The 26377-nt window shown below is 39.3% G+C and carries 38 protein-coding genes; 34 read left to right on the forward strand and 4 right to left on the reverse strand.

Going from position 1 to position 26377, the window contains the following annotated elements; all coding sequences use genetic code 11:
- Nucleotides 1-196: 196 nt before the first annotated feature.
- Entirely contained in the window at nt 197-2287 is a 2091-nt protein-coding gene (gene fusA, locus QUE09_RS01205) for an elongation factor G (RefSeq protein WP_286234394.1), read from the reverse strand.
- Nucleotides 2288-2560: 273 nt separating this feature from the next.
- Here fusA and QUE09_RS01210 point away from each other — a divergent pair, with 273 nt between their 5' ends.
- The 14 genes from QUE09_RS01210 to rpsQ all read left to right on the forward strand — a co-directional run bounded on the left by QUE09_RS01210 (nt 2561) and on the right by rpsQ (nt 10327).
- On the forward strand, nt 2561-3106 hold the full coding sequence (locus QUE09_RS01210; protein ID WP_286234395.1) for an RNA polymerase sigma factor: 546 nt from the start codon (nt 2561-2563) through the stop codon (nt 3104-3106).
- Entirely contained in the window at nt 3090-3617 is a 528-nt protein-coding gene (locus QUE09_RS01215) for a hypothetical protein (protein WP_286234396.1), read from the forward strand. Before QUE09_RS01210 ends, QUE09_RS01215 begins: the two co-directional genes overlap by 17 nt.
- Entirely contained in the window at nt 3601-5097 is a 1497-nt protein-coding gene (locus tag QUE09_RS01220) for a PDZ domain-containing protein (RefSeq protein WP_286234397.1), read from the forward strand. Before QUE09_RS01215 ends, QUE09_RS01220 begins: the two co-directional genes overlap by 17 nt.
- 286 nt (nt 5098-5383) lie before the next feature.
- Complete coding sequence (gene rpsJ, locus QUE09_RS01225) at nt 5384-5695, forward strand: 30S ribosomal protein S10 (RefSeq protein ID WP_074496200.1); 312 nt, start codon at nt 5384-5386, stop codon at nt 5693-5695.
- Between the two features lie 14 nt (nt 5696-5709).
- A complete protein-coding gene (rplC, locus tag QUE09_RS01230; RefSeq protein ID WP_286234398.1) occupies nt 5710-6348 on the forward strand; it encodes a 50S ribosomal protein L3 in 639 nt (212 codons plus the stop codon).
- Between the two features lie 18 nt (nt 6349-6366).
- Entirely contained in the window at nt 6367-6972 is a 606-nt protein-coding gene (gene rplD / locus QUE09_RS01235; protein ID WP_286234399.1) for a 50S ribosomal protein L4, read from the forward strand.
- Complete coding sequence (gene rplW / locus QUE09_RS01240; RefSeq protein ID WP_286234400.1) at nt 6969-7271, forward strand: 50S ribosomal protein L23; 303 nt, start codon at nt 6969-6971, stop codon at nt 7269-7271. The genes rplD and rplW overlap by 4 nt, the downstream gene beginning before the upstream one ends.
- 10 nt (nt 7272-7281) lie before the next feature.
- The gene (gene rplB, locus QUE09_RS01245) at nt 7282-8106 is read left to right on the forward strand and encodes a 50S ribosomal protein L2 (RefSeq protein WP_286234401.1); all 825 of its coding nucleotides are present in this window, start codon (nt 7282-7284) and stop codon (nt 8104-8106) included.
- A gap of 31 nt (nt 8107-8137) precedes the next feature.
- A complete protein-coding gene (gene rpsS, locus QUE09_RS01250) occupies nt 8138-8416 on the forward strand; it encodes a 30S ribosomal protein S19 (protein ID WP_074496195.1) in 279 nt (92 codons plus the stop codon).
- A gap of 11 nt (nt 8417-8427) precedes the next feature.
- Nucleotides 8428-8760 (forward strand): 50S ribosomal protein L22, encoded by a 333-nt coding sequence (gene rplV, locus QUE09_RS01255; RefSeq protein WP_074496194.1) that lies wholly within the window; start codon nt 8428-8430, stop codon nt 8758-8760.
- 11 nt (nt 8761-8771) lie between these two features.
- Nucleotides 8772-9464 (forward strand): 30S ribosomal protein S3, encoded by a 693-nt coding sequence (rpsC, locus tag QUE09_RS01260; protein WP_074496193.1) that lies wholly within the window; start codon nt 8772-8774, stop codon nt 9462-9464.
- Nucleotides 9465-9474: 10 nt separating this feature from the next.
- The gene (gene rplP, locus QUE09_RS01265) at nt 9475-9888 is read left to right on the forward strand and encodes a 50S ribosomal protein L16 (protein ID WP_074496192.1); all 414 of its coding nucleotides are present in this window, start codon (nt 9475-9477) and stop codon (nt 9886-9888) included.
- Nucleotides 9888-10079 (forward strand): 50S ribosomal protein L29, encoded by a 192-nt coding sequence (rpmC, locus tag QUE09_RS01270; RefSeq protein WP_074496191.1) that lies wholly within the window; start codon nt 9888-9890, stop codon nt 10077-10079. The genes rplP and rpmC overlap by 1 nt, the downstream gene beginning before the upstream one ends.
- Nucleotides 10079-10327, forward strand: a complete 249-nt coding sequence (gene rpsQ / locus QUE09_RS01275; protein ID WP_286234402.1) for a 30S ribosomal protein S17 — start codon at nt 10079-10081, stop codon at nt 10325-10327. Before rpmC ends, rpsQ begins: the two co-directional genes overlap by 1 nt.
- A 76-nt stretch (nt 10328-10403) precedes the next feature.
- On the opposite strand, the gene QUE09_RS01280 is transcribed toward rpsQ, so the two are convergent.
- Entirely contained in the window at nt 10404-11231 is an 828-nt protein-coding gene (locus QUE09_RS01280; protein WP_286234403.1) for a glycosyltransferase family 2 protein, read from the reverse strand.
- Between the two features lie 698 nt (nt 11232-11929).
- Between QUE09_RS01280 and rplN the strand changes: the two genes are divergently transcribed.
- The 18 genes from rplN to QUE09_RS01370 all read left to right on the forward strand — a co-directional run bounded on the left by rplN (nt 11930) and on the right by QUE09_RS01370 (nt 21448).
- Complete coding sequence (rplN, locus tag QUE09_RS01285; RefSeq protein WP_074496222.1) at nt 11930-12298, forward strand: 50S ribosomal protein L14; 369 nt, start codon at nt 11930-11932, stop codon at nt 12296-12298.
- A 12-nt stretch (nt 12299-12310) separates the two neighbouring features.
- The gene (gene rplX, locus QUE09_RS01290) at nt 12311-12625 is read left to right on the forward strand and encodes a 50S ribosomal protein L24 (RefSeq protein ID WP_286234404.1); all 315 of its coding nucleotides are present in this window, start codon (nt 12311-12313) and stop codon (nt 12623-12625) included.
- Nucleotides 12626-12643: 18 nt separating this feature from the next.
- A complete protein-coding gene (gene rplE / locus QUE09_RS01295) occupies nt 12644-13183 on the forward strand; it encodes a 50S ribosomal protein L5 (RefSeq protein WP_074496188.1) in 540 nt (179 codons plus the stop codon).
- A gap of 11 nt (nt 13184-13194) precedes the next feature.
- Nucleotides 13195-13500 carry a 30S ribosomal protein S14 gene (gene rpsN / locus QUE09_RS01300; protein WP_286234405.1) on the forward strand — a complete coding sequence of 102 codons (306 nt, stop codon included), beginning with the start codon at nt 13195-13197 and terminating at the stop codon, nt 13498-13500.
- A 19-nt stretch (nt 13501-13519) separates the two neighbouring features.
- Complete coding sequence (rpsH, locus tag QUE09_RS01305; protein WP_434017247.1) at nt 13520-13909, forward strand: 30S ribosomal protein S8; 390 nt, start codon at nt 13520-13522, stop codon at nt 13907-13909.
- 11 nt (nt 13910-13920) lie between these two features.
- The gene (gene rplF / locus QUE09_RS01310) at nt 13921-14454 is read left to right on the forward strand and encodes a 50S ribosomal protein L6 (protein WP_286234407.1); all 534 of its coding nucleotides are present in this window, start codon (nt 13921-13923) and stop codon (nt 14452-14454) included.
- Nucleotides 14455-14463: 9 nt separating this feature from the next.
- The gene (rplR, locus tag QUE09_RS01315) at nt 14464-14817 is read left to right on the forward strand and encodes a 50S ribosomal protein L18 (protein WP_074496185.1); all 354 of its coding nucleotides are present in this window, start codon (nt 14464-14466) and stop codon (nt 14815-14817) included.
- A gap of 9 nt (nt 14818-14826) precedes the next feature.
- Entirely contained in the window at nt 14827-15330 is a 504-nt protein-coding gene (gene rpsE, locus QUE09_RS01320; protein WP_286234408.1) for a 30S ribosomal protein S5, read from the forward strand.
- Between the two features lie 5 nt (nt 15331-15335).
- Nucleotides 15336-15515 (forward strand): 50S ribosomal protein L30, encoded by a 180-nt coding sequence (gene rpmD, locus QUE09_RS01325; RefSeq protein WP_074496183.1) that lies wholly within the window; start codon nt 15336-15338, stop codon nt 15513-15515.
- Nucleotides 15516-15517: 2 nt separating this feature from the next.
- Nucleotides 15518-15952, forward strand: a complete 435-nt coding sequence (gene rplO, locus QUE09_RS01330) for a 50S ribosomal protein L15 (protein ID WP_286234409.1) — start codon at nt 15518-15520, stop codon at nt 15950-15952.
- Nucleotides 15953-15960: 8 nt separating this feature from the next.
- Nucleotides 15961-17286: a preprotein translocase subunit SecY gene (gene secY / locus QUE09_RS01335; protein ID WP_286234410.1), complete on the forward strand. Its 1326-nt coding sequence runs from the start codon at nt 15961-15963 to the stop codon at nt 17284-17286.
- Nucleotides 17287-17316: 30 nt separating this feature from the next.
- The gene (rpmJ, locus tag QUE09_RS01340) at nt 17317-17433 is read left to right on the forward strand and encodes a 50S ribosomal protein L36 (RefSeq protein WP_074496180.1); all 117 of its coding nucleotides are present in this window, start codon (nt 17317-17319) and stop codon (nt 17431-17433) included.
- A gap of 125 nt (nt 17434-17558) precedes the next feature.
- Entirely contained in the window at nt 17559-17915 is a 357-nt protein-coding gene (gene rpsM / locus QUE09_RS01345; RefSeq protein WP_286234411.1) for a 30S ribosomal protein S13, read from the forward strand.
- Nucleotides 17916-17929: 14 nt separating this feature from the next.
- Nucleotides 17930-18319: a 30S ribosomal protein S11 gene (gene rpsK, locus QUE09_RS01350; RefSeq protein WP_074496178.1), complete on the forward strand. Its 390-nt coding sequence runs from the start codon at nt 17930-17932 to the stop codon at nt 18317-18319.
- Nucleotides 18320-18340: 21 nt separating this feature from the next.
- Entirely contained in the window at nt 18341-18961 is a 621-nt protein-coding gene (gene rpsD, locus QUE09_RS01355; RefSeq protein WP_074496177.1) for a 30S ribosomal protein S4, read from the forward strand.
- Between the two features lie 24 nt (nt 18962-18985).
- Nucleotides 18986-19975, forward strand: coding sequence for a DNA-directed RNA polymerase subunit alpha (locus QUE09_RS01360; RefSeq protein ID WP_286234412.1), 990 nt, complete (start codon nt 18986-18988; stop codon nt 19973-19975).
- 40 nt (nt 19976-20015) lie between these two features.
- Nucleotides 20016-20423, forward strand: coding sequence for a 50S ribosomal protein L17 (gene rplQ / locus QUE09_RS01365; protein ID WP_286234413.1), 408 nt, complete (start codon nt 20016-20018; stop codon nt 20421-20423).
- A 125-nt stretch (nt 20424-20548) separates the two neighbouring features.
- Complete coding sequence (locus tag QUE09_RS01370; RefSeq protein ID WP_286234414.1) at nt 20549-21448, forward strand: phosphoribulokinase; 900 nt, start codon at nt 20549-20551, stop codon at nt 21446-21448.
- A gap of 31 nt (nt 21449-21479) precedes the next feature.
- Here QUE09_RS01370 and QUE09_RS01375 read toward each other — a convergent pair whose 3' ends face one another.
- The gene (locus QUE09_RS01375; protein WP_286234415.1) at nt 21480-21884 is read right to left on the reverse strand and encodes an OsmC family protein; all 405 of its coding nucleotides are present in this window, start codon (nt 21882-21884) and stop codon (nt 21480-21482) included.
- A gap of 32 nt (nt 21885-21916) precedes the next feature.
- Nucleotides 21917-22270 carry a DUF3802 family protein gene (locus QUE09_RS01380; protein WP_286234416.1) on the reverse strand — a complete coding sequence of 118 codons (354 nt, stop codon included), beginning with the start codon at nt 22268-22270 and terminating at the stop codon, nt 21917-21919.
- A 428-nt stretch (nt 22271-22698) separates the two neighbouring features.
- Between QUE09_RS01380 and QUE09_RS01385 the strand changes: the two genes are divergently transcribed.
- Together QUE09_RS01385 and QUE09_RS01390 are read left to right on the forward strand one after the other, a co-directional pair.
- Nucleotides 22699-25677 carry a TonB-dependent receptor gene (locus tag QUE09_RS01385; RefSeq protein ID WP_286234417.1) on the forward strand — a complete coding sequence of 993 codons (2979 nt, stop codon included), beginning with the start codon at nt 22699-22701 and terminating at the stop codon, nt 25675-25677.
- Nucleotides 25678-25860: 183 nt separating this feature from the next.
- Nucleotides 25861-26346 (forward strand): DUF3016 domain-containing protein, encoded by a 486-nt coding sequence (locus tag QUE09_RS01390; protein WP_286234418.1) that lies wholly within the window; start codon nt 25861-25863, stop codon nt 26344-26346.
- The last annotated feature ends 31 nt before the right edge of the window (nt 26347-26377 follow it).

Raw genomic sequence — 26377 nt, forward strand, 5'->3', positions numbered from 1 at the left:
CACGTTTCGTGTTTAAATTCTCTTACCAGAAAGTTAGTTCACTTCAAAATTGCTGATTTTACCTTTATTGTACTTAGGTATTGAGTATGTGTGTGATGTAATTAACTACCCATTGTTGCAGTACATCTAGCGTTAATTACAGGCACAAAAAAGCCCCGCATAAGCGAGGCTTTTCAAAAAGTGTTAAAGGGCTAAATTACTTAGCTTCTTTACGTGCTTTTGCTTCTGCAATTACTTCGTCAGCTACGTTGCTTGGACAAGCTGAGTAGTGGCTGAATTCCATAGAGAATTGACCACGACCTGAAGTGATTGTACGTAAGTGTCCAATGTAACCAAACATCTCAGAAAGAGGTACGTCACCTTTGATGCGAACACCTGTTGTGCCAGCTTCTTGGTCTTTGATCATGCCACGACGACGGTTAAGGTCACCAATTACGTCACCTACGTTGTCTTCTGGCGTGTATACGTCAACTTTCATGATTGGTTCAAGAAGTTGTGCACCTGCTTTAGGAATTGATTGACGGAAAGCGCCTTTAGCAGCGATTTCGAATGCAACAGCTGATGAATCCACCGCATGGTAACCACCGTCGAATAACTCAACTTCAACGTCTAATACAGGGAAACCAGCAAGAACACCTTCGTCCATCATGCCCTTGAAGCCTTTTTCAATAGCAGGGAAGAATTCTTTAGGAACGTTACCACCAACAACGGTTGATTTGAAAACAAAACCTGAGTTTTGCTCGCCTGGCTTGATGCGGTAATCAATCTTACCGAATTGACCAGAACCACCAGATTGTTTCTTATGCGTGTAAGAATCTTCAATCTCTTGTGTGATAGTTTCGCGGTATGCTACTTGTGGCTTACCAACTTCAAGTTCAACGCCGTAAGTACGCTTTAAGATATCTACTTTGATATCTAAGTGAAGCTCACCCATACCTTTAAGGATAGTTTCACCTGAATCTTCGTCTGTTTCAACTTGGAAAGACGGATCTTCTGCAACCATTTTACCAATAGCAATACCCATTTTTTCAGTTGAACCTTTATCTTTTGGTGCAACAGCAATTGAGATTACTGGTTCTGGGAATACCATTGCTTCAAGTGTACAAGGGCTCTTAACGTCACATAATGTGTGACCTGTTTGAACGTTCTTCATACCAACGATAGCTAAAATGTCACCGGCTTGTGCTTCAGTTAACTCAGTACGGTCATCTGCTTGCATCTCAACCATACGGCCAATACGCTCAGTTTTACCTGTAAACGAGTTAAGTACTGTGTCACCTTTCTTAACACGGCCAGAGTAGATACGTATGAAAGTAAGTGCACCGAAACGGTCATCCATAATTTTAAATGCTAATGCACGGAATGGTTCGTTATCTGGATCAACAATTGCGAATTCGCCAGTAGGTTCACCTTCTTCATCTGTTAATGGTTGAGGTGGAACTTCAGTTGGTGATGGTAAGTAATCAACAACAGCGTCAAGAAGAAGTTGCATACCTTTGTTCTTAAATGCAGAACCACAGTATGTTGGGAAGAATAATAATTCGTTAGTACCTTTACGGATACACGCTTTGATTTGTTCTTCAGTAGGGTTAACTTCACCTTCTAGGTATTCCATTAATAAATCTTCATCTGCTTCTAAAGCAGTTTCGATTAATTCTTCACGGTATGCTGCTGCGTCGTCTACCATGTCTGCTGGAATATCTGTAATTTCGTAGTTTTCTGGTTGACCTGAGTCATCCCAAATGTATGCTTTTTGAGATAAAACGTCTACAACACCAACGAACTCGTCTTCTTCACCGATTGGTAAAGTCATTACAAGTGGGTTTGCGCCAAGTACATTTTTAACTTGATCTTTAACGCGGTAGAAGTTTGCGCCTAAACGGTCAAGCTTGTTTACGAATATTAAACGAGCTACTTTTGATTCGTTAGCGTAGCGCCAGTTAGTTTCTGATTGTGGCTCAACACCACCAGAACCACAGAATACACCAATACCACCATCAAGAACTTTTAATGAACGGTATACTTCAACTGTGAAGTCAACGTGACCAGGAGTGTCAATTACGTTAAAACGGTGCTTTTTCCACTCACATGTTACAGCAGCTGACTGGATAGTAATACCACGCTCTGCTTCTTGTTCCATGAAGTCAGTAGTAGATTCACCATCGTGAACTTCACCTAACTTATGTATTTTACCTGTAAGTTTCAAAATTCGTTCAGTTGTTGTGGTTTTACCAGCATCAACGTGAGCGAAAATACCAATATTTCTGTATTTGCTTAAATCTGACATTGCTTTGCTCTAAAGGGTTAGTGAATAAAAACCGCGCGAGTATACCAGAAGTTACGTTAAACAAAAATAACTTCCTGTAGAAAATTGTAATTTCTATGGTTTGTCAGTAGATAAATCTAGGGCTTCTTCGTGTATGAACAGATTGAAGTATCTGGTAAGTTGTTCAAGTGTATATAATTGATTTTAATTGCGACGTTTTTTAAAGGTAAAGTGTTTTATGCTGTGTAAAGTGAAATATTTGGAAAAGAACAATTATTAAAAAGGACATTGTTTTTGGATATTTGGGAAGAGAGTCTTATTGGAGAAATGAAGCAAGGAAAGCATTGCGCCTTTGAGCGTTGTTATCGTTTGCTATCTCCACAAATATATACTGTCATTTATAAAATTTGCTTAAATCATGCTACTGCTCAAGATTTATTGCAGGATACATTCCTAGATATTTTTGAAAAAGTGCATTTATATAGAAAACAGCATTCTTTTATTGCTTGGTCAAAGCGAATAGCGTTTAACAATACTTTGAATTTTATAAAGCGAAACAAACGCATAGTTTTGATGGGACATTCGTCTGATGAGGGAGGCTTGATTGATTTTGAACCCCATAAGATGATTCAAGATAGTGCATTATTAGACGCTCTACTTGTGAAAATTAATGAGGCTGAACGTTTAGTTTTATGGTTGTTTATTGTTGAACAATATAGCCATGATGAAATCGCTGTTTTAGTCGATAAAACGCCTAGTTATTCTAAATCAATCGTATCAAGAGCTTTGAAAAAGCTAAGAACCATGCCAGAGGTTAGAAATCATGCATATTGCGAATGATCGGTTTCTTCAACAATTAACCAAAATGGAAAAGTCTCACTTGGCAACGTGTGAATCTTGCCGTGATGAGCATCAAAAAATTCTTTTACTTTGTGAAAGTGCTCAATATGTTGAATTAATCCTCCCTCCCAATGATTTGTGGCAAACAATTCAACCTAAGCTTGAGAAAGAAGAAAGAAATGTTGGGCCATGGAAAAAACTCATGTTTAGTGCGGCTGCAACCATACTATTTGCTTCGATTGGGTGGATGATGTGGAGTCAGTTTACTTTGAAGCAACAACTTGAGCATGTTTTGATCTCGAACATGTTACTCGAAGAAAAAATTCAGCTGCAACAACAAGTAACTTATAGAAGAGCGTCATTAATTGGAACGTTACAAGCATTAGATATTAAGTTAATGAATGCTGAAAACACAGAAGATAAATTGAAAATTTTAACGGAGCGTAAACAGGTTATCCAACAGCATATTGTGAGTGGTAATAAGGAAGAAGGTAATGAAATTAGTATTTAAAATATGTATTTTTATTTCCGTGCTTTATACAAATACATTATTTGCAAGTCAGTGCGCATCATTGCAATTTAAACACAATGATAGACTTGTTGTCTTAGATTCAGTTAATTATAAACAGGTAGAGGAAAAATATAGTTATAAAGATCTTTTGAATGGGAAGGGCATCTATTACCTTGCTGAAGGCCCTCAATTACTATCACTGTTTGCTGTAAAAAAGCAAAAAAGAATTATGCGCTTAGACCCTTCAACAACATTAGACATAATGACAGACGATGATATCGTGTATTTGGCACAACAATATTATTTTGAAGCAGGCTATTCCTATACATTTATTTATGATGATCAACCTCAAACAATAAGTTTATTAAAAAAAACACCTCGTGAATGCAAAATGCCTGAAGGCACGGTACTTGAAGGTGCGTCGTCAAGTACTACATTAACTATGTCGCGTCTTCCTGAAAACTTAGAGAAAAAGCTTCAAGCATTTCGTCAAAAATCATTTAGGCACTACCAAATAGCGGGGAAATCTTTACCAATTGGCAATATCGACCCGCTAAAGGTCAATAGATATTTTGGTACCGTAACTGAAAATTCTTATACGACTGATGGTCATATTAAACTGTTATCAGTGCTACCGAGTTCACCAGCATTCAATTTAGGATTAAGAACTGGTGATGAAATCATCAGTTTTGATAATACGGGTATAAGTATTTCATTTGATAATAAAAAGCCTATCGATGCGTTGAATTTATATTTAAAGATTATAAGAAATAATAATTATCAAATAAAAATGATGGTACAGCGTCAAAACCGAAAATTTATGATTGAGGGAGAAGACGAACTCGTCTTTGTTCCTAGCAGTATATTTAGCTTCGGTAGCAGTGAGTTGCTTAATAATATTTCGTTTAACCGTATAAATCAGTTATCTAATGCACTTCAATTTGATTATGAACAACTAACAATGTCATTAGTAAAATTTTATAGTCAACGTGATATATCAACTGAGTATATACAGTTATTCAGGCCCGAAGAGAAAATTGAATCTTTAGGGTTGGAAGGGGTTTTGGATTTAGGTACAGGAGTGCAGGTTGAATTACTTATCGAAGACAGTCCACTTAAGTCTATAGGCGTAATGGAAGGGGATATATTAACGAAAATTAATGGACGTAATATAACTAAATCTTTAACACCGTTAATTGAAGAAGTTACCGCGTTGAATAATGATGATCAGCTTAAGATTCAATTAATTCGTAACAGTCAGCAATATGAATTGAACGGTACGTATAAAAAACCTGTTTTACCTCAGTTTAACTTATTACTCAATTTGCGCTCGAAAGAAAGGGCGCTTGCAATGATGACAGAAAATAAAAGAAACGTTTCTCGTGGTATATTTATTAGGTCGGACCGGTGGAACTCGTTTAAGCCCAATGCAACACCACCAATGACACCAGGTGAACTAAATAGAAATAGAAAAAAATAATGTTAAAGACACCTTAGCTTTTGATATTTCCTTTTTGGTTAATGGAAGGCAGTTAATAAGCATAAGAGAGCAACATAAATTAACGGTTGCTCTTTTTTTATCCTTATGTATAATACGCCCTCCTGTTTTGGCTTTGCCTACAGGGTTTAGTTTGAAACCTTAGGGTTTTCAAACTCTACAGCAACTCCGATTTGGAGTTGAATGATTTAATCGGTACTCCCCCCTTTCTCAATAAGAAAGGAGATGGGCTGTACTTTGTTCGTTCTTTTATTAGGGGATTTGATAAATGTCAAATCAAAGAATTCGCATTCGTTTGAAAGCGTTTGATCATCGTTTGATTGATCAATCTACAGCAGAAATCGTTGATACTGCTAAACGTACTGGTGCTCAGGTTCGTGGTCCAATTCCATTACCTACGCGCAAAGAGCGTTTCACTATTTTGATTTCTCCACACGTTAACAAAGATGCGCGTGACCAGTACGAAATTCGTACTCACAAGCGTTTAATTGATATCGTAGAACCTACTGATAAGACTGTTGATGCATTAATGCGTTTAGACTTAGCAGCTGGTGTCGACGTTCAAATTAGCTTGGGTTAATAGGGGGTTTTAACATGACTATAGGTCTAGTTGGACGCAAAGTTGGTATGACACGTATCTTCACTGAAGATGGCGTATCTACTCCAGTTACAGTCCTAGAAGTTGAAGCTAACCGTGTTGCTCAGGTAAAAACTGTAGACAACGATGGTTACTCAGCGATTCAAGTTACTACTGGTACTAAGAAAGCTAACCGTGTAAACAAGCCAACTGCTGGTCACTTTGCGAAAGCAGGTATCGAAGCTGGTCGTGGTTTATGGGAATTCCGTTTAACGGAAGGCGAAGGTGCTGATTTAGCAGCTGGTAGCGAAATCACTGTTGAACTATTCAACGAAACAAATTTAGTAGACGTAACCGGTACATCGAAAGGTAAAGGTTTCCAAGGTGGTATTAAGCGTTGGAACTTCCGTATGCAAGATGCTACTCACGGTAACTCTATCTCTCACCGTTCAAACGGTTCTATCGGCCAGTGTCAAACACCAGGTCGTGTATTTAAAGGCAAAAAAATGTCTGGTCACATGGGTGCTGAGAAAGTTACAACTCAAAACCTTGAATTAGTTCGCGTAGACGCTGAACGTAACTTGCTTCTTATTAAAGGTGCAGTTCCGGGTCATGTAAACGCTGACGTAATCATCAAGCCAGCTGTTAAAGCCTAACGTCTGAGGAGAATTTTGATGGAATTAGCATTAAAAGACGCGTCAGGCGCTTTAGAAGTTTCTGAAGCAACTTTCGGACGTGAGTTCAACGAAGCTTTAGTACACCAAGTAGTTGTTGCGTATGCAGCAGGTGCTCGTCAAGGTACTGTTAAGCAAAAGAACCGTTCTGAAGTTAGCGGCGGCGGCAAAAAGCCATGGCGTCAAAAAGGTACTGGCCGCGCACGTGCTGGTACAACTCGTGGTCCAATTTGGAGAACAGGTGGCGTTACATTCGCTGCACGTCCTCAAGATCACAGCCAAAAAGTAAACCGTAAAATGTATCGTGGTGCGATCAAAAGCATCCTTTCTGAGTTAGTTCGTCAAGAACGTTTAGTGATTGTAAATGACTTCTCAGTAGATACACCGAAAACTAAAGACTTAGTTGCTAAGTTAAAAGGTTTAGAGCTTAAAGATGTATTAATTGTTACACCAGAAGTAGATGAGAATTTATTCCTTTCTGCTCGTAACTTATACAAAGTTGACGTTGTTGACGTTCAAGCGATTGACCCTGTTTCTTTAGTTGGTTTCGAGAAAGTATTAATGACTGCTGGTGCGGTTAAGCAAATCGAGGAGATGTTAGCATGATAAGCGAAGAACGTTTGTTAAAAGTGCTTTTGGCACCAAACATTTCTGAAAAAGCAACATTGACTGCTGAAGCGAACAATACAATTGTTTTCAAAGTAGCAACTGATGCTAAAAAAGCTGAAATCAAAGCGGCAGTAGAGAAACTTTTCGACGTAAAAGTTGACGGTGTTCGTACTTTAAATGTTAAGGGTAAAGCTAAGCGCACGGGTGCTCGTATGGGCCAACGTAGCGATTGGAAAAAAGCTTATGTAACTCTTGCAGAAGGTAGCGACATCGACTTCGTTGGCGCAGAAGCATAGGAGAAGCAAAATGGCAGTTGTTAAATGTAAACCAACTTCTCCGGGTCGTCGCCATGTAGTTAAAGTGACAAACCCGGACCTATATAAAGGTAAGCCTTACGCTCCACTTTTAGAGAAAAACTCTAAATCAGGTGGTCGTAACAACACGGGCCGTATTACTGTTCGTCACGTTGGTGGTGGTCATAAGCATCATTATCGCGTAATCGACTTTAAACGTACTAAAGATGGTATCCCTGCGAAGGTAGAGCGTTTGGAATATGATCCAAATCGTTCAGCTAATATCGCATTAGTATTATATGCAGACGGTGAGCGTCGTTACATTTTAGCGCCAAAAGGCCTAAAAGCTGGTGATGCAATTCAGTCTGGTGCAGATGCACCAATTAAAGCAGGTAATACATTACCATTGCGCAACACACCATTAGGTAGTGTTGTACACGCAATTGAACTTAAACCTGGCAAAGGTGCTCAAATCGCTCGTGCGGCGGGTACTTACGCTCAGTTAGTTGCAAAAGACGGTGCTTATGTAACTTTACGTCTTCGCTCAGGCGAAATGCGCAAAGTAGAAGCAGATTGTCGTGCAACACTAGGTGAAATCGGCAATGCTGAACACATGCTTCGCTCTTTAGGTAAAGCTGGTGCTCAACGTTGGCGTGGTGTTCGCCCAACAGTTCGTGGTGTAGCCATGAACCCAGTTGATCACCCACACGGTGGTGGTGAAGGTAAAACTTCAGGCGGTCGTCATCCGGTATCTCCTTGGGGTGTACCAACTAAGGGTTATAAGACTCGTAAGAACAAGCGTACAGATAAATTTATCGTACGTCGTCGTACTAAGTAATTAGTGCTTAATTAATTAAAGAGGAATCACCATGCCACGTTCTCTCAAGAAAGGTCCTTTTATTGACCTACACTTGTTGACGAAGGTAGAGAAAGCGGTGGAAAGCGGGAATAAAAAGCCAATTAAAACTTGGTCCCGTCGCTCAATGATCATACCTAATATGATCGGATTGACTATCGCTGTCCATAATGGTCGTCAACACGTTCCTGTATTTGTAACCGAAGAAATGATCGGTCACAAATTAGGTGAATTTGCACCAACACGTACTTATCGCGGCCATGCTGCTGATAAGAAAGCGAAGAAGAAGTAAGGGGAAGTTAAATGGAAGCTATTGCTAAACATAAATTTGCCCGTGGTTCTGCTCAAAAAGCACGTTTAGTTGTGGATCAAATCCGCGGCTTACACGTTGAGAAAGCTTTGGAAATCTTAGAATACAGCAACAAAGGCGCTGCTGTATTAGTGAAGAAAGTACTTAACTCAGCGATTGCTAACGCAGAGCATAACGAAGGTGCAGACATTGATGATTTATTCGTTAAAACCATTATGGTTGACGATGGTCCTACAATGAAGCGTATTAAGCCTCGTGCGAAAGGTCGCGCGGATCGTATCCTTAAGCGTACAAGTCACATTACTGTGATTGTTGCTGATAGCTAGGAGATATTAGAATGGGTCAAAAAGTCCATCCAAATGGTATTCGCTTAGGTATCACTAAACCTTTCGCGTCTACTTGGTTTGCAAGTAGCAAAGAGTTTGCAGATAACTTACACGGCGATCATTTAGTTCGTGCATATTTATCTGAAAAGCTTAAGCGTGCATCATTATCAAAAATCGTAATTGAGCGTCCTGCTAAATCAATCCGCGTAACAATTCACACGGCTCGTCCTGGTGTTGTTATCGGTAAGAAAGGCGAAGACGTAGAAAAATTACGTGTAAAAGTATCTAAAATCGCTGGTGTGCCTGCGCAAATTAACATTGCGGAAGTACGTAAGCCAGAAATGGATTCACAATTAGTTGCTGACAGCATCGCGAGCCAATTAGAGCGTCGTGTTATGTTCCGTCGTGCGATGAAGCGTGCTGTTCAAAACGCTATGCGTTTAGGTGCTAAGGGTATCAAAGTAGAAGTTAGCGGTCGTTTAGGCGGCGCAGATATTGCTCGTTCTGAGTGGTATCGTGAAGGTCGTGTACCTCTTCACACTTTACGTGCAGATATTGATTATTCAATTGCACGTGCTGACACTACTTATGGTGTAATCGGTATTAAAGTTTGGATCTTTAAAGGTGAAGTAATTGGTGGCATGCCTGCACAGGTAGAAGCACCAGCTAAACCTAAGAAAAGAAACAACCGCAAGAGCAAGTAGGGGATAAGTAATGTTACAACCAAAACGTACTAAATTCCGTAAGCAATTTAAATTGCGTAACCGTGGCCTTGCAAACACTGGTAGCACTGTAAGCTTCGGTACTTACGGTCTTAAATCTGTTGAGCGTGGTCGTATGACTGCTCGTCAGATTGAAGCGGCTCGTCGTGCAATGACACGTCACGTTAAGCGTCAAGGTAAAATTTGGATCCGTGTTTTCCCGGACAAACCAATTACTAAGAAACCTCTTGAGGTTCGTATGGGTAAAGGTAAAGGTTCTGTGGAATATTGGGTATGTCAAATTCTACCAGGTCGTGTTCTTTATGAAATGGAAGGTGTATCAGAAGAGTTAGCGCGTGAAGCATTTGCTTTAGCAGCAGCTAAACTTCCGTTCAAAACAACCTTCGTAACTAGAACGGTGATGTAATGAAAGCTAGCGAATTAAAAGACAAAAGCATTGAAGAGTTAAATGCTGAATTACTTGAGCTTATGCGCGAACAGTTTAACTATCGCATGCAAGCAAGCACAGGTCAGTTAGCGCAAACTCACTTGCTAAAAACGGTACGTCGCAATATTGCACGTGTTAAGACTATCATAACTGAGAAGGCTGGTAAGTAATGAGCGATAAAATTCGTACACTACAAGGTCGCGTAATCAGTGACAAAATGGATAAGTCTATCACTGTCCTGATCGAGCGTCGTGTTAAGCACCCTATCTACGGTAAGTTCATTTCGCGTTCAACTAAGTTGAAAGCGCACGATGAAGCTAACGTATGTAATACAGGTGATTTAGTTACTATTCGTGAATGTGCTCCTATTTCTAAGACTAAGTCTTGGACTTTAGTAGACGTAGTTGAAAAAGCGTAATTGCTGATTTAACTAATCACTAAATTAGTAGATAAAGTAAAAGCCCCGCTTATGCGGGGCTTTTTGATTTTTGAACCTACTGATATTCTTTTTCTAAACCAAACTCGGTAAAGGTTAATTTTTGACTCAGCGTGGTGTCTTTGATCAAGCGGCTATTTGCTAACATTTCTTTGGTAACATATCCGCGTGGATGATCTAAGTGAACGCAAATTGCACTATACCTAATTTGTTTTGCTTTGATACCTTTGTGTTTCAATCGATAACCGAGCTCACAGTCTTGACCACCATATTGCATTCTTTCGTCGAAGCCATTTACGCTCTCAATATCTGACTTCCAACCTGAAGCGTTATGCCCGTTCCAAGTTCGTCGCGTAGGCGTTATTGCATTCAAAATCTTTGCAGTAGCTTTTGTTGCTTTCAATTTAGCCAGTTTGTGCGTTTTCTTTAAACCATTGTTTAAAAGCCACTCTGGAGAAAACGCTTTACCTGAAATGATATCTTGCACACAAATGGTGTTACTCGTTTTTAGCGGCAATTTAAAATAGCCGCCCGAAAGAAAATAACCCGGCTCTGCATATTTACGATGAACCGAAACGAAATCATTTCTTGGAATACAATCACCATCAGTAAAAATAACATAATCACCTTTAGCTACTTTTAAGGCTTTGTTCATTATTTTACATTTTTGAAATCCGTTATCCTTTTGCCAAACATGTGAAATAGGGAGCTGGGTTTTTTCACTAAAACAATTAATGGCGTTTCTCGTATCAATGGTAGAACCATCATCTGCGACTATTACTTCAAAGTTTCTATCGGTTTGACAGTGAAATCCTGTTAATACTTTATTTAACCATTTAACAGAGTTATATGTGGTAAAAATGACACTTATGAGGCCTGTATACATAGTATTTATCTCTGAATTTGCGTAGTAAGCTATTTTCAGAAGATTAGATAACAACTATATGAACCTTTCTTTAAAAGTTTGTGTCGCTGTTTTAAACCAAGTTCGTTTTACTATCACAGTAACTTACAAAGGCGATTTAATCAGTTTGCAATATAACGCGTGTATCCTGACTACCGAAATAATACGATGAAGCCCAACATTATTATATCTTTTGGCGAAGATAACTATTCTCTATTTAAAACGCTAAAGTTGTTATGGAATATATAGCAAGTGTATTTAATCACCAAATGGACTTACGATATCGATATTTCTGTTATCAAGGTGCTTATGAGTCACCAGAGTAGGGCGCATACTAGTCGTGAATTGCGCATGATAGTAGATGACAAAATTTATTACTTGCTAGATGAAATAAAACTATTAACTCAATAAGTACGCCAACCCCTTGTATAATTTTTATTTCAACCCAATACAGTATGGAGTTATTCGTTTTCAGTGTTTCTTTTATAATTTGTGGTCTTGCTGAATTCTGTACATAAATCTGAACAAATATATTCAACACTTTAAATATTGTTCATTTAAAGTACCAATTTTAAAAAAGTGGTGTTATAATCTCGCGCCCTCCGAATAACGGATGGGTTTTAAAGGCAGTGACGGGTCAAATTTCTGGCCTTGAATTTAATAACAGCGGAGCACATAAAATGATCCAAATGCAAACACAGCTAGACGTTGCTGATAACAGTGGCGCTCGACGCGTGCAATGTATTAAGGTCCTTGGTGGCTCGCACCGTCGCTATGCACGCATAGGTGACGTCATCAAAGTAGCAGTGAAGGAAGCAATTCCTCGCGGTAAAGTGAAAAAAGGTGATGTACTGAATGCGGTAGTGGTGCGCACTAAAAAGGGCGTTCGTCGCCAGGATGGCTCAGCCATTCGCTTTGACGGCAACGCGGCTGTAATGCTTAATGCAAACTTACAGCCAATTGGTACTCGTATTTTCGGGCCGGTAACACGTGAATTAAGAACTGAAAAGTTCATGAAAATCGTGTCACTTGCACCAGAAGTACTATAAGGAGTCACGATAATGGCAAATAAGATTCGTCGTGATGATGAAGTAATCGTACTTGCAGGTAAAGACAAGGGCAAAACTGGTAAAGTTACTAAAGTTCTTGTTGAAGACAGCAAAGTATTTGTAGAAGGTGTTAACTTAGTTAAGAAGCATCAGAAGCCTGTACCTCAGTTACAGCAAGCTGGTGGCATCGTAGAAAAAGAAGCACCTATTCACGTATCTAATGTTGCGATCGTAAACCCTGCTACAGGCAAGGCAGATCGTGTTGGTTTTAGAATTGAAGACGGCAAAAAAGTTCGTTTCTTCAAATCTAATAACGAATTAGTTTAATTTTAATTGGAGTAAACGATGGCGAAACTGCATGATTTTTACAAAGATACAGTTGTAGCTGAACTTCAAAAGAAGTTTGATTACAAAAGTGTCATGCAAGTCCCTCGGATTGAAAAGATCACCCTAAACATGGGTGTTGGTGAAGCAATTGCCGATAAAAAGGTTTTAGAAGCTGCCACAAATGATCTTACTGCAATCTCAGGTCAAAAGCCTCTGATCACTAAAGCACGCAAATCAGTTGCTGGCTTTAAGATCCGTGAAGGCTATCCTATTGGCGCAAAAGTAACTTTACGCGGCGAAAGAATGTGGGAATTTTTAGAGCGCTTAATCTCTATCTCAGTTCCTCGTATCCGTGATTTCCGTGGCTTGAACCCTAAATCGTTCGATGGTCGTGGTAATTATAGCATGGGCGTGAAAGAGCAAATCATCTTCCCAGAAATCGATTATGATAAAATCGATAAGATTCGTGGTATGGATATTACTATCACTACTACTGCGCAATCTAACGAAGAAGGTCATGCTTTGCTGACTGCCTTTAACTTTCCGTTCAAGAAATAAGGTGTAGAGTTATGGCTAAATCGTCAATGAAAGCTCGTGAAGCAAAACGCACTAAACTAGTTGCAAAGTACGCTGAAAAGCGTCGTGCTTTAAAAGAAATCATCTCAAGTGTTAATTCTTCTGAAGAAGAGCGCTGGGATGCCGTTTTAAAACTTCAAACTTTACCACGTGACTCAAGTTCTGCACGTCAACGTAATCGTTGTAACGTAACGGGTCGCCCACATGGTTACTTACGTAAGTTCGGCCTTAGCCGTATTCAATTACGTGAGCACATGATGCGCGGTGAAGTTCCTGGTCTTAAGAAAGCTAGTTGGTAATTCACGGGAGTAAATGGTTATGATGACTGATCCTATCGCGGACATGTTTACACGCATCCGCAACGGTCAATCTGCAGAAAAGACTGCAGTAGTAATGCCATCTTCTAAGCTAAAAGTTGCTATTGCTAACTTGCTTAAAGAAGAAGGTTTTATTTCAGATTTCTCAGTATCAGGTGATGTAAAGCCAGATTTAACTGTTGAGTTGAAATATTTTGAAGGTAAAGAAGTAATCGAAACAATTAAACGTGTTTCTCGTCCTGGTTTACGTGTATATAAGGGTGCTCAAGAGCTTCCTAAAGTACTTGCAGGTATGGGTATCGCAATCGTTTCTACTTCTAAAGGTTTGATGGCTGATCGCGACGCTCGCAAAGCGGGTCTAGGCGGTGAAATCATCGGTATCGTAGCGTAAGGAGCAAAAAAATGTCTCGTGTTGCAAAAGCACCTGTCGAAGTTCCTGCTGGCGTTACCGTAACGTTATCAGGCCAAGACATCACAGTTAAAGGTCCAGTTGGCGAACTAACTGCTACTGTTCACAGTCTTGTTAAAGTTTCTCAAGAAGAAAACTCTATCAACACTGAAGTAACAGAAGATAGCAAAGCTGCTTGGATGCAAGCCGGTACTGCTCGTGCAAACATCAACAACATGGTTGTTGGCGCTAGCAAAGGTTTTGAGAAGAAATTAATTCTTAACGGTGTTGGTTACCGTGCAAAAGCTGCTGGTAAAGTGTTAAACCTTTCTTTAGGTTTTTCTCACCCAGTAGATCATGCAATCCCTGAAGGGGTTACATGTGAAACTCCTAGCCAGACTGAAGTTGTACTTAAAAGTGCTAACAAACAGTTGGTTGGTCAAGTTGCTGCGAACATTCGTGCATACCGTAAGCCTGAGCCTTATAAAGGTAAAGGTATTCGTTATAGCGACGAATATGTACGCCGTAAAGAAGCTAAGAAGAAGTAGGGTAATACGATGGATAAGAAAACATCTCGTTTACGCCGTGCAAAACGTGCACGTGCAAAAATCAGCGAGTTGGGTGCGAATCGTTTAGTCGTTCACCGTACTCCTCGCCATATTTACGCGCAACTTATCGCTCCAACTGGTTCTGAAGTTTTAGCATCAGCTTCAACTTTAGATAAAGAAGTGAAAGCACAAGTTGAAAAAACAGGTAACATTGCTGCAGCAGAAGCTGTTGGCAAAGCAATCGCAGAACGTGCAAAAGCTAAAGGCGTAGAGTCAGTAGCATTTGATCGTTCAGGTTTCCGTTACCACGGTCGCGTGAAAGCGTTAGCTGAAGCAGCTCGTGAAGCTGGCCTTCAGTTCTAGGAGTTGATGATGGCTAATGTAGAAAACACACAACAAAGTGATTTAGCTGAAAAATTGATTGCTGTTAACCGCGTTTCAAAAGTGGTTAAAGGTGGTCGTATATTCAGTTTCACAGCACTAACAGTAGTTGGTGATGGTAATGGCCGCGTTGGTTTTGGTTACGGTAAAGCACGTGAAGTGCCTGCTGCAATCCAAAAAGCAATGGAAAAGGCTCGTCGTAACTTAGTAACGATTGACTTGAAGGGTACTACTCTTCAACACCCTATCAAGGGTCGTCATTCAGGTTCTAAGGTTTACATGCAACCTGCGTCTGAAGGTACAGGTATCATCGCCGGTGGCGCGATGCGTGCAGTACTAGAAGTTGCAGGCGTACAGAACGTATTGTCTAAAGCATACGGTTCTACTAACCCAATCAACGTAGTACGTGCTACTGTTTCAGCGCTAGCGAATATGAAATCGCCAGCATCTGTTGCAGCTAAGCGTGGTAAGAGCGTTGAAGAGATCTTGGGGTAATTACCATGGCTAAAACAGTTAAAGTAACTCAAGTAAAAAGTTCTATCGGTCGTTTACCGAAGCATAGAGCTACATTAAAAGGTCTTGGTTTACGTCGTATCAATCATACAGTTGAGTTAGAAGATACTCCTTCTGTACGTGGTATGATCAATCAAGTACATTATATGATTAAGGTGGAGGATTAATAATGCATTTAAATACTTTATCTCCTGCACCAGGCGCTAAGTCAGCCAAGAAACGCGTTGGTCGTGGTATTGGTTCAGGCTTAGGTAAAACAGCTGGTCGCGGTCACAAAGGTCAGAAGTCACGTTCTGGCGGTGGTGTACGTCCAGGTTTTGAAGGTGGTCAAATGCCTTTGAAACAACGTTTACCAAAGTTTGGTTTTACATCTCGCAAAGCATTAGTACATGCAGAAGTTCGTTTACACGAATTGAACAACGTTGATGCTGAAGTTGTAGATATTTATGCGCTTAAAAATGCAAACTTAATCACACGTAATATTGAAACAGTTAAGATTATGCTTTCGGGTGAAATCACAAAACCTGTAACAATTCGTGGTTTAGGTGTTACTAAAGGTGCTCGTGCAGCTATTGAAGCTGCTGGTGGCAAGATCGAGGAATAATACAGGTTATGGCTACACCAGGAATGGATAACAAAGGCTCAGGCGGTTTGTCTGAACTGAAACAAAGATTATGGTTCGTATTATTAGCACTTATTGTGTTTAGACTAGGATCATTTGTGCCAATCCCTGGTATTGACGCCGCTGTATTAGCTCAGTTGTTTGAACAACAAAAGGGCACCATCGTAGAGATGTTTAACATGTTCTCTGGTGGTGCACTTGAGCGTGCCTCTGTATTGGCTCTAGGAATTATGCCTTATATTTCTGCTTCGATTATTATGCAGTTGTTAACGGTGATTCACCCGACAATGGCTGAACTTAAGAAAGAAGGTGAAGCAGGGCGTAGAAAAATTAGCCAATACACGCGCTACGGTACTTTAGTACTTGCAACAGTACAATCAATAGCGATAGCAAAAAGCTTACCGGGAATGATGCCTGGTTTAGTTATGGATGCAGGGTTTGGTTTTTACTTTACCGCTGTTGTATCGTTAGTCACTGGTACCATGTTTTTAATGTGGTTAGGTGAACAAATCACTGAGCGAGGAATCGGAAACGGTATCTCTATTTTGATTTTTGCTGGTATTGTTGCTGGTATGCCATCGGCTGTAGGTCAAACTGCTGAAATGGCGCGTCAAGGTGAAATTAACATTTTAGTATTATTACTAATTGCAGTAATTGTTTTTGCGGTTACATTTTTCGTTGTTTTTGTTGAACGTGGTCAACGTCGTATCGTTGTTAACTACGCAAAACGCCAACAAGGTAGAAAAGTGTTTGCTGCACAAAGTACACATTTACCACTAAAAGTGAATATGGCTGGTGTAATACCACCAATCTTTGCTTCTAGTATTTTGCTTTTCCCTGGCTCCATTGCGAGCTGGTTTGGACAAGGTGAAGGTATGATAGCGGACGTATTGCAGGAGTTATCAATTGCGATTTCTCCAGGTCAACCGCTATATGTAATGTTACTAGCTACTGCTATAATATTTTTCTGTTTCTTTTACACGGCATTGGTATTTAATCCGCGTGAAACCGCAGATAACCTGAAAAAATCTGGTGCGTTTATTCCTGGGATTCGTCCTGGTGAGCAAACGTCAAAATATATTGATAAAGTAATGACACGCTTAACCTTAACGGGTGCGCTATACATTACGTTTATCTGTTTGGTTCCTGAGTTTATGATGATCGCATGGGATGTACAGTTTTACTTCGGTGGAACATCGTTACTGATCATTGTTGTTGTTATCATGGACTTTATGGCTCAAGTACAAACGCATTTGATGTCTCATCAATATGACAATGTACTTAAGAAGGCGAATCTTAAAGGCTACGGCCGATAAGTTTGCTGACGTTAATTAACGGAGTAGAAAATGAAAGTTCGTGCATCCGTAAAAAAGATTTGCCGTAACTGCAAAGTTGTTAAACGTGCTGGTGTTGTTCGAGTAATTTGCAAGACCGACCCTAAGCATAAACAACGCCAAGGTTAATCTTTTTGAAGTGTCATTGAATTTACGATTTAATGACACTTTAATTTGCAAAAGATGGGCGGGTTGAGTATCCTAACGGGCTTTTCAACCTGTGGTTATTAATTTTAAATATAGGAGATGTGTTAGTGGCCCGTATCGCTGGCATTAACATCCCTGATCGTAAACATGCAGTAATTGCCCTTACTGCGATTTACGGTATCGGTTCAACTCGTGCAAAAGCTATTTGTGCGGCAACTGGTATCGCAGAATCTACAAAGATCAGTGAATTAGACGAAGCACAAATCGATTTGCTTCGTGCAGAAGTGGATAAGTTTACCGTTGAAGGTGACTTACGCCGTGAAGTTTCAATGAACATCAAACGTTTGATGGACCTAGGCTGTTTCCGTGGCATTCGCCACCGTCGTAGCCTTCCTCTACGTGGTCAGCGCACTAAAACAAATGCGCGTACCCGTAAAGGTCCTCGTAAACCTATTAAGAAGTAGCGAGGGGATAGAAAATGGCTAAAACTCCAGTTCGTTCACGCAAACGCGTGAAAAAACAAGTTGCTGATGGCATGGCTCACATCCATGCATCTTTCAACAACACAATCGTAACTCTGACAGACCGTCAAGGTAATGCATTATCTTGGGCAACTGCAGGTGGTTCAGGTTTCCGTGGTTCACGTAAATCTACACCTTTTGCTGCACAAGTAGCTGCTGACCGTGCGGGTAAAGCTGCACAAGAGTTTGGGTTGAAGAATATTGAAGTGTTCGTTAAAGGTCCAGGTCCAGGTCGTGAATCTGCAATCCGTGCCTTAAATGCTGCTGGTTTTAAAATCACCAACATTACTGACGTAACACCTATTCCTCATAATGGTTGTCGTCCTCCTAAGAAACGTCGCGTTTAATAGGATAGTTGGAGAAAGAAAATGGCAAGATATTTAGGTCCTAAGTTAAAGCTTAGTCGCCGTGAAGGAACTGACTTGTTCCTTAAAAGCGGTGTTAGAGCAATTGACACTAAATGTAAATTCGAAATGATCCCAGGTCAGCACGGCGCACGTCGCGGTCGTTTATCTGACTATGGTGTTCAGCTTCGTGAGAAACAAAAAGTACGTCGTATTTACGGCGTATTAGAAAAACAATTCCGTAACTACTACAAAGAAGCTGCGCGTTTGAAAGGTAATACAGGTGAAAACTTGTTGCAACTTTTAGAAAAACGTTTAGACAACGTTGTGTATCGTATGGGCTTTGCTAGTACTCGTGCAGAAGCGCGTCAATTAGTAAGTCATAAATCGATCGTAGTAAACGGTAAAGTTGTAAATATTCCATCTTTCACTGTTAAAGCTGAAGACGTGGTTTCTGTTCGTGAAAAATCTAAAACTCAAGCGCGTATTATCGCTGCTTTAGAATTAGCTGAGCAACGTGAAAAGCCAGTCTGGGTTGAAGTAGATAATAAGAAAATGGAAGGCGTATTTAAACGTGTTCCTGATCGTTCAGATTTATCTGCTGAAATTAATGAACAGTTGATAGTAGAACTTTACTCTAAGTAAAGCTGAACTTTAAGAGAGGACATAATGCAGGGTTCTGTAACCGAATTTCTAAGACCACGAATGGTAGACATTGAAACAGTTAGTGCTACCCGTTCTAAAGTTACTTTAGAACCACTTGAACGTGGTTTTGGTCACACTTTAGGTAATGCCTTACGTCGCATTTTATTATCTTCAATGCCGGGTTGTGCCGTAACTGAAGTAGAAATTGATGGCGTATTACATGAGTACAGTAGTAAAGAAGGTGTTCAAGAGGACATCATTGAAATACTGTTAAACCTTAAAGGACTAGCGATAGGTTTAGAAGGCAAAACTGAAGCAGTTCTTACCTTAACTAAGTCAGGTGAAGGCCCTGTTACGGCAGCTGATATACAACATGACGGTGATGTAACAATTTCAAATCCTGAACATGTTATTTGTCACCTTACAGGTGATGGTTCTATCAGTATGCGCATCAAAGTAGAGATGGGTCGTGGTTACGTTCCCGCTTCTACTCGTCGCGAAGCCGAAGATGAAGATCGTGCAATTGGTCGTTTGTTGGTTGATGCTTCTTTCAGCCCTGTTGTTCGTATTGCTTATGATGTTGATTCTGCGCGTGTTGAACAACGCACAGATTTAGATAAATTAATCATAGACATGGAAACTAACGGAACGTTAGATCCAGAAGAAGCAATTCGTCGTGCTTCAACAATTCTTGCTGAACAGCTTGATGCTTTTGTTGAATTACGTGATGTAACAGAAGTTGAACCGAAAGAAGAGAAACCTCTTTTCGATCCAATTTTACTTCGTCCAGTTGATGACCTCGAGCTTACTGTTCGTTCTGCGAACTGCTTAAAAGCAGAAGCGATTCAATATATTGGTGATTTAGTGCAGCGTGCAGAAGTCGAACTTCTTAAAACTCCTAATTTAGGTAAGAAGTCTCTGACTGAAATCAAAGACGTGTTAGCGTCTCGTGGCTTATCTCTAGGTATGCGCCTAGAAAACTGGCCACCTGAAAGCATTGCTGATAACGACTAAGTCGGTCATCATTTTTATTAGTTGAGATAAGGATTAACTTATGCGTCATCGTAAAAGCGGTCGCCAGTTAAACCGTAATAGCAGTCATCGCCAGGCGATGTTCCGCAATATGGCAAGTTCTTTAGTTAAACACGGTGTTATTAAAACGACAGTTGCTAAAGCTAAAGAATTACGTCGCGTTGTTGAGCCATTAATTACTTTGGCCAAAACCGACAGTGTAGCAAATCGTCGTTTAGCGTTTGCTCGTACACGTAATCAAGAAGTAGTAGGTTTATTATTCAGCGAACTTGGTCCTCGTTATCAAGAACGTCCAGGTGGTTATACTCGTATTTTAAAATGCGGTTACCGTACTGGTGATAAAGCGCCTATGGCTTATGTTGAGCTTGTTGATCGTCCAGCAGTTGAAGAAGTTGCTGAAGAGATTGAAGAAACAAGTGCAGAAGCTTAATTAATTAAGCTTTAGAGAAAAAAGCGAGGCTATGCCTCGCTTTTTTGTTTTCTATCTCCCTAACAGTTGATCTTATCTTAAATTATCCGTATAACTTTTAGCTCATTCATTTTTCGGTTTAATTTATGTCATCAAGAAACCCGATTATTGCGGTAACTGGCTCTTCTGGGGCTGGCACATCGACGACCTCTGAATCTTTTGAACATATTTTTCGAACGCTAGATATTATATCTGCAAAAGTAGAAGGTGATAGTTTTCATCGTTACTCTCGTCAAGAAATGGATTTAGAGAAGCGTAAAGCAAAAGAAATAGGCCGTAGAATTAGCTATTTTGGAGACGAAGCGAACGATTTCGATGCCTTAGAAAAATTATTTAAGGACTACTCTGAAACCGGTAAGGGTAAAATGAGACGTTATCTACATACGTTTGATGAAGCTGTGCCTTATAATCAAATGCCCGGTACGTTTACGCCATGGGAAGATCTCGGTGAAGGAACAGATTTGTTATTCTATGAAGGCTTACATGGTGGCGTTGTAACTGAAAAAAATGATGTTGCCCAATATGTAGACCTGTTGATTGGCATGGTTCCCATCGTCAATTTAGAATGGATCCAGAAGATAATACGTGATACTAACCAACGTGGACACAGCAGAGAAGCAGTTACTGCAAGTATTGTTCGAAGCATGGAAGATTATATTTCTTTTATCACACCACAATTTTCTAAAACGCATATCAATTTCCAGCGCGTTCCTACCGTTGACACATCAAATCCGTTTAGCGCTAAAGCAATCCCTTCATTAGATGAGAGTTTCGTTGTTATACGCTTTAGAGAGGCAAGCAATGTAAACTTTCCCTATTATCTATCCATGATAGAAGGAGCTTTTATGTCTCGTGTTAATACTCTTGTTGTGCCAGGTGGCAAAATGGGCTTAGCGATGGAGCTTATATTGACGCCTTTAATAAAAGATTTAATGTTAAAAAAACAGGAAGCTAATAAACAATTAGACTGGATGAGCGATTTATGAGCCTAACAATATATCAGGCTCATAATAAAAATTAACTTTCTGTTATTGAATAGTCGTGGGTAATATTGACTGTTTTGTTTAGCATCAGGGCTACAGAACAATATTTATCAGCGGATAGGCTTACCGCTCTTTCTACGTGCTTTTCTTGAATATTAGTGCCGGTAATTTCAAAGTGCAAATGAATGTCTGAAAATAAGCGTGGTGTCGTATCTACACGAGTTGCAGAAATTTTAACTGTACAGCCAACGATACCTTGGCGTGCTTTTTTTAAAATACTCACAACATCAACAGACGAACAACCACCTAGTGAAAGTAATACGTTTTCTAGAGGGCTAGGCGCTATATTTCCACCATTAGCATCCAATACAACTGTATGTCCGCTTTCTGAAATGCCCATAAAAGTTTCTTCGCCGACCCATTTGACTTCAGCTTGCATAATGTCTCCAAATAAAATGTGTAAAAGGTTGCTTAACTAAGCACACCTGAATGTATTTCTGTATCGAATAGATTTTTAATGAGTTGAGCAAATTCTTTTAAAAATTCTTTTTGCTCACTTGATACTGGGTTGTTGATAACACCGGAAAGGATTTCTTGAAGGTCATACACAATAGCGTCAACTTCGCGAATAATTGTATTTCGCTGATTAAAACTTAATTGTTCGTTTTGGCTGCAAACGATAATAATTTGTTCTGTTAATTCTTGTTCGATTACTTCCATTACCGTTAAGGCACTTGTATTGACCTTGCTTGATTTTTCAAACAAGGACAAATGTTCTGTTAAGTACTCAATAATGTGAACGTAACCGTCTGTGTCAGTAACCATTGTATTTCAATAACATTCAATTTGAAATTTATCTTACTCTGCATAACCAAAACTAATCAAGTTTAAAAACAGAATAACATTATTGTTGACAGTAAATATGAAGAATGTGTCATGAATGTAAATAAAATTAACATATATGTTACAAATAGAAATATAAATGAAACAACTGAAACATTAAATTGTGTGTGAATTTGCTCTAAAAATGTACAGTTATTAGTACGGATTGCTTATTTGTTATCTTAAGATGTTGTTATAATAGAGATTATTCTTGATTGTTTCAAGTGAAAGCTAATCTCTATTCATCACTAAATATGGCTTGAAAATTATTCATATTCATGCAAAATTGTTAAGGCATGTTACGGTTTGTAACATATAGAAATAAATTTAAAAAAAATAACTATTAAATTATAGTCCAGAGAGAATCACACATGAAAAGAGAATTTAATAAGACTTTCAAACGGTCTGTAACTGCTGCGGCTGTTGCAATGACTTTAGGTGCTGCAATGCCAGCACTTGCAAATGATGGTGCTATTACTGGTAAATCAGTTAGTACCCAAGGCGAAGTTATTTCTGGCGTTGCCGTCAAAATTACTAACAAAACGACTGGCTTAACTCGTACTGTACAATCTGACGCTCAAGGTAACTTCCGTTTTCCATTGTTACCCGTTGGTAATTACTCTTTAGAAGCTAAAAAAGATGGCTTTCTAGTTTTACAACAAGATAGTTTAAGAGTAGGCCCTGCTGGCGCTACAACGGTTTCATTAACGTTAGAATCTGGTGACATTGAACGCATCAGTGTAACAGGTGCTGTTGTTTCTTCAATTGACGTATCATCAAGTGAATCTCAACTCGTTGTTGATGTAGAATATTTAAATAAAGTTCCTGTATCACGTGATGTAACTTCTGTCGCGATGTTAGCACCAGGTACAATCAAAGGTGATGATGACTTCGGTAACTTCGCTTCGTTCGGTGGTTCATCAGTTGGTGAAAACACCTATTATATTAACGGTATTAATACAACTAATTTCCGTAACGGCTTAGGTGGCTCAGAGTTACCTTTTGAGATGTATAAGTCATTTGAAGTTAAAACAGGTGGTTATTCAGCAGAATTTGGTCGTTCAACCGGTGGTGTTGTTAATGCGGTAACTAAATCAGGCTCAAATGAATTCAAGTTCGGTGCAAGTGCTTACTGGGAGCCATCTTCTTTACGCGAAGATCAACCTGACGTTAAGCGTACAAGCCAAGCGAATATCGAAGAAGCTGGTTCTGAGTATTATATCGTTAATAATCAAGATAAAGTTGGTAGCACGAACTATAACTTATGGGCAAGTGGTGCATTAGTTAAAGATAAACTATTCTTTTTTGCTTTAGTTAACCAAGAAAGTCGTGATAGTGATTATGCTACTAGTTCAGCGATTTATGATCGTGAAGCGGATGATACTTTTTATGCATTAAAGCTTGATTGGTATATCACAGATGATCATATTTTAGAGTTTACTGGTTGGGATAACTCTTCCGATCTCGAAACTACGAAAAACCTTTATAACCCAGATGCTGATGAAGTAGGCCGTACTTACGGTGACTATATTTTAGAACGTGGTGGTAAAACTTGGGGCCTTAAGTATACAGGTATTTTAACTGATGACTTAACAATTAGTGCTCAATACTCAATCAATGAAGCTAGCTACTCAAACTTAAACCAAGGTAGTAACCCACTTGGTGATAAGCCTATGGTATATGAACGCTTTACTGATAAAGAGTTTGGTGCATTCGGCTTACGTTATCCTTCAGTTCAAGACGACAAACGTACATCTTACCGTTTTGATGTAGATTGGTATGTTCATGATGACCATACTCTTCGTTTCGGTATCGATTATGAAAAAATGGAAGCAACTGAAAATACACAACGCGCAGGTGGTGTAGCTTACCGTTATCAAGGTTGTGATACAGAATTATTAGCTCAAGATATTCTTGATTGTACAAGAGTACGTGAAGAGTTTTATATAAACGTAGGTGACTTCGAGACAAAATCATCTGCATTCTACATTGAAGATACTTGGCAAGTTACTGATAACATTGTCGCGCGTATTGGCTTACGTAATGAAACCTTTGAAAACTTCAACAAAGCAGGTATTAAGTTTGTTGACGTATCTGATCAATGGGCACCACGTGTAGGTATTTCTTGGGACATTAATGGTGATGGTGAAAGTAAAGTATTTGCTAACTATGGTCGATATTTCTTGCCAGTAGCAACAAATACTAACATTCGCTTAGCTGGTGATGAGTTATATACTCGACAATATTTTGATGTCGAAAGTATTAATGCTGACTTCACTCCAAACAAAGTGCCAGGAAGTGGTGGTGCAGTTACAACATATGGTGATGGTACCCTTAAGAATACAGCTGAAACAGTTAATGCTGATCTTGACCCTATGTACCAAGATGAATTTATTGTTGGATTCCAGCAGGTACTTCAAGACAACTGGAGTTGGGGCATTAAAGCAACTTATCGTGATCTAGGCTCTTCTTTAGAAGATATCGCAATTGATAAAGGTTTCGATGACTTCTTAAAACAAGAAGATCCGAATAGTCCAGGTTGTGTAATTTGTTCTGGTTTCCATTATTACGTACTAACAAACCCAGGAAATGATGTAACATTTACTACTGACCCTGACGGTTCGGGTGACTATTACGGTGAGGAAACTTTCACAGTTCCAGCATCAATTTTAGGTTACCCTAAAGCTGAACGTCAGTATGCTTCAGTCGATGTTACATTAGATCGCGCATGGGAAGATGATTGGCTATTTAGCTTTACGTATACATGGGCTCATTCTTGGGGTAATAATGAAGGTTTCGTGCGTTCTGATAATGACCAAACTGATTCTGGTTTGACAACTAACTATGACCAACCGGGCCTAGTTGATGGCGCAAGCGGTAACTTACCAAATGATCGTCGTCATTCAGTTAAAATGAATGGTGCGTATCAAGTAATGGAAAACTTTACTGTGGGTGCAAACTTTAATTGGACACAAGGTCGTCCACTTAACTCATTTGGTTTCCATCCTACTGATATCTTCGCATCATGGTATGGAGCAGAGTCATTCGTTAAAGATGGTCAGTTAGTAACACGTGGTTCAGAAGGACGTACACCAAATACATGGCAATTAGATCTATCTGCATCTTATGACTACTACTGGGATGAACGCAAAATTACATTCCGTGCTGATGTCTTCAACGTAACAAATAACGATAAAGCAACACAGTTAAATGAAGTTAACGAACGTTATGCTGGTTCTGATGCTAACAATGGTTATATTGATTTCGGTGAACCAAACCCAACCTACGGTTTACCTACAGCGTTCCAAACACCACGTTACTTCCGTTTCAGTGTTTCAGCTGAATTCTAATAGTAGTACTTAGTACTATTAAGGAATAACAGTTAACTATATTAAAACCCTAACTTTACCGTTAGGGTTTTTTTTATGTAAAAAATAAAATAAGTTGCGACGGTATTGGTTCGTAATTTGTTATAAAAAATACTTAGATGTTAATTTTAACTAGAAGCTATTTTGAAAGTTAAGGGATTTACAATGTATAGAAAGCTAATTTTGTTATGCACTACTTTATTAAGTTACAGTGCCTTTGCGGGTAATGTGCAAGTTTTTTGGGAAAATCCGGAAAACTATACAGATATTATTGCAGGTACAGAAAACAAACATACCTATCAAGAAGAAGTTTTCGCAGCATTCGAACAGCATTTTATTAAGCTTGCTAAAAAGCTACCAGATGATAAAACATTATATGTAAGCGTAAAAGACTTAGATCTCGCTGGTGCCGTTACTTATGTAAATAGTCATAGAATAAGGGTCGTAAAAGAGGAAATGCCGCCTAGAATTGAGTTTAGTTTTCAGTTGATTGATGTTGATAACAAGTTGTTAGCATCACGGGGGGTAAGCCTATACACACCAAACTTTAAATTCACTAGATCTTTAAAATTTAATAAGCCTTACTATCACGACTTTGAATTAATCACAGACTGGTTTGAAAATACCTTTAAGCCTATTATTGAAAAGTAAAAGCGTATGCCAGCAGTGATAGATAAGACTG

This window comes from Thalassotalea sediminis (assembly GCF_030295915.1).
GTDB lineage: Bacteria > Pseudomonadota > Gammaproteobacteria > Enterobacterales > Alteromonadaceae > Thalassotalea_C > Thalassotalea_C sediminis.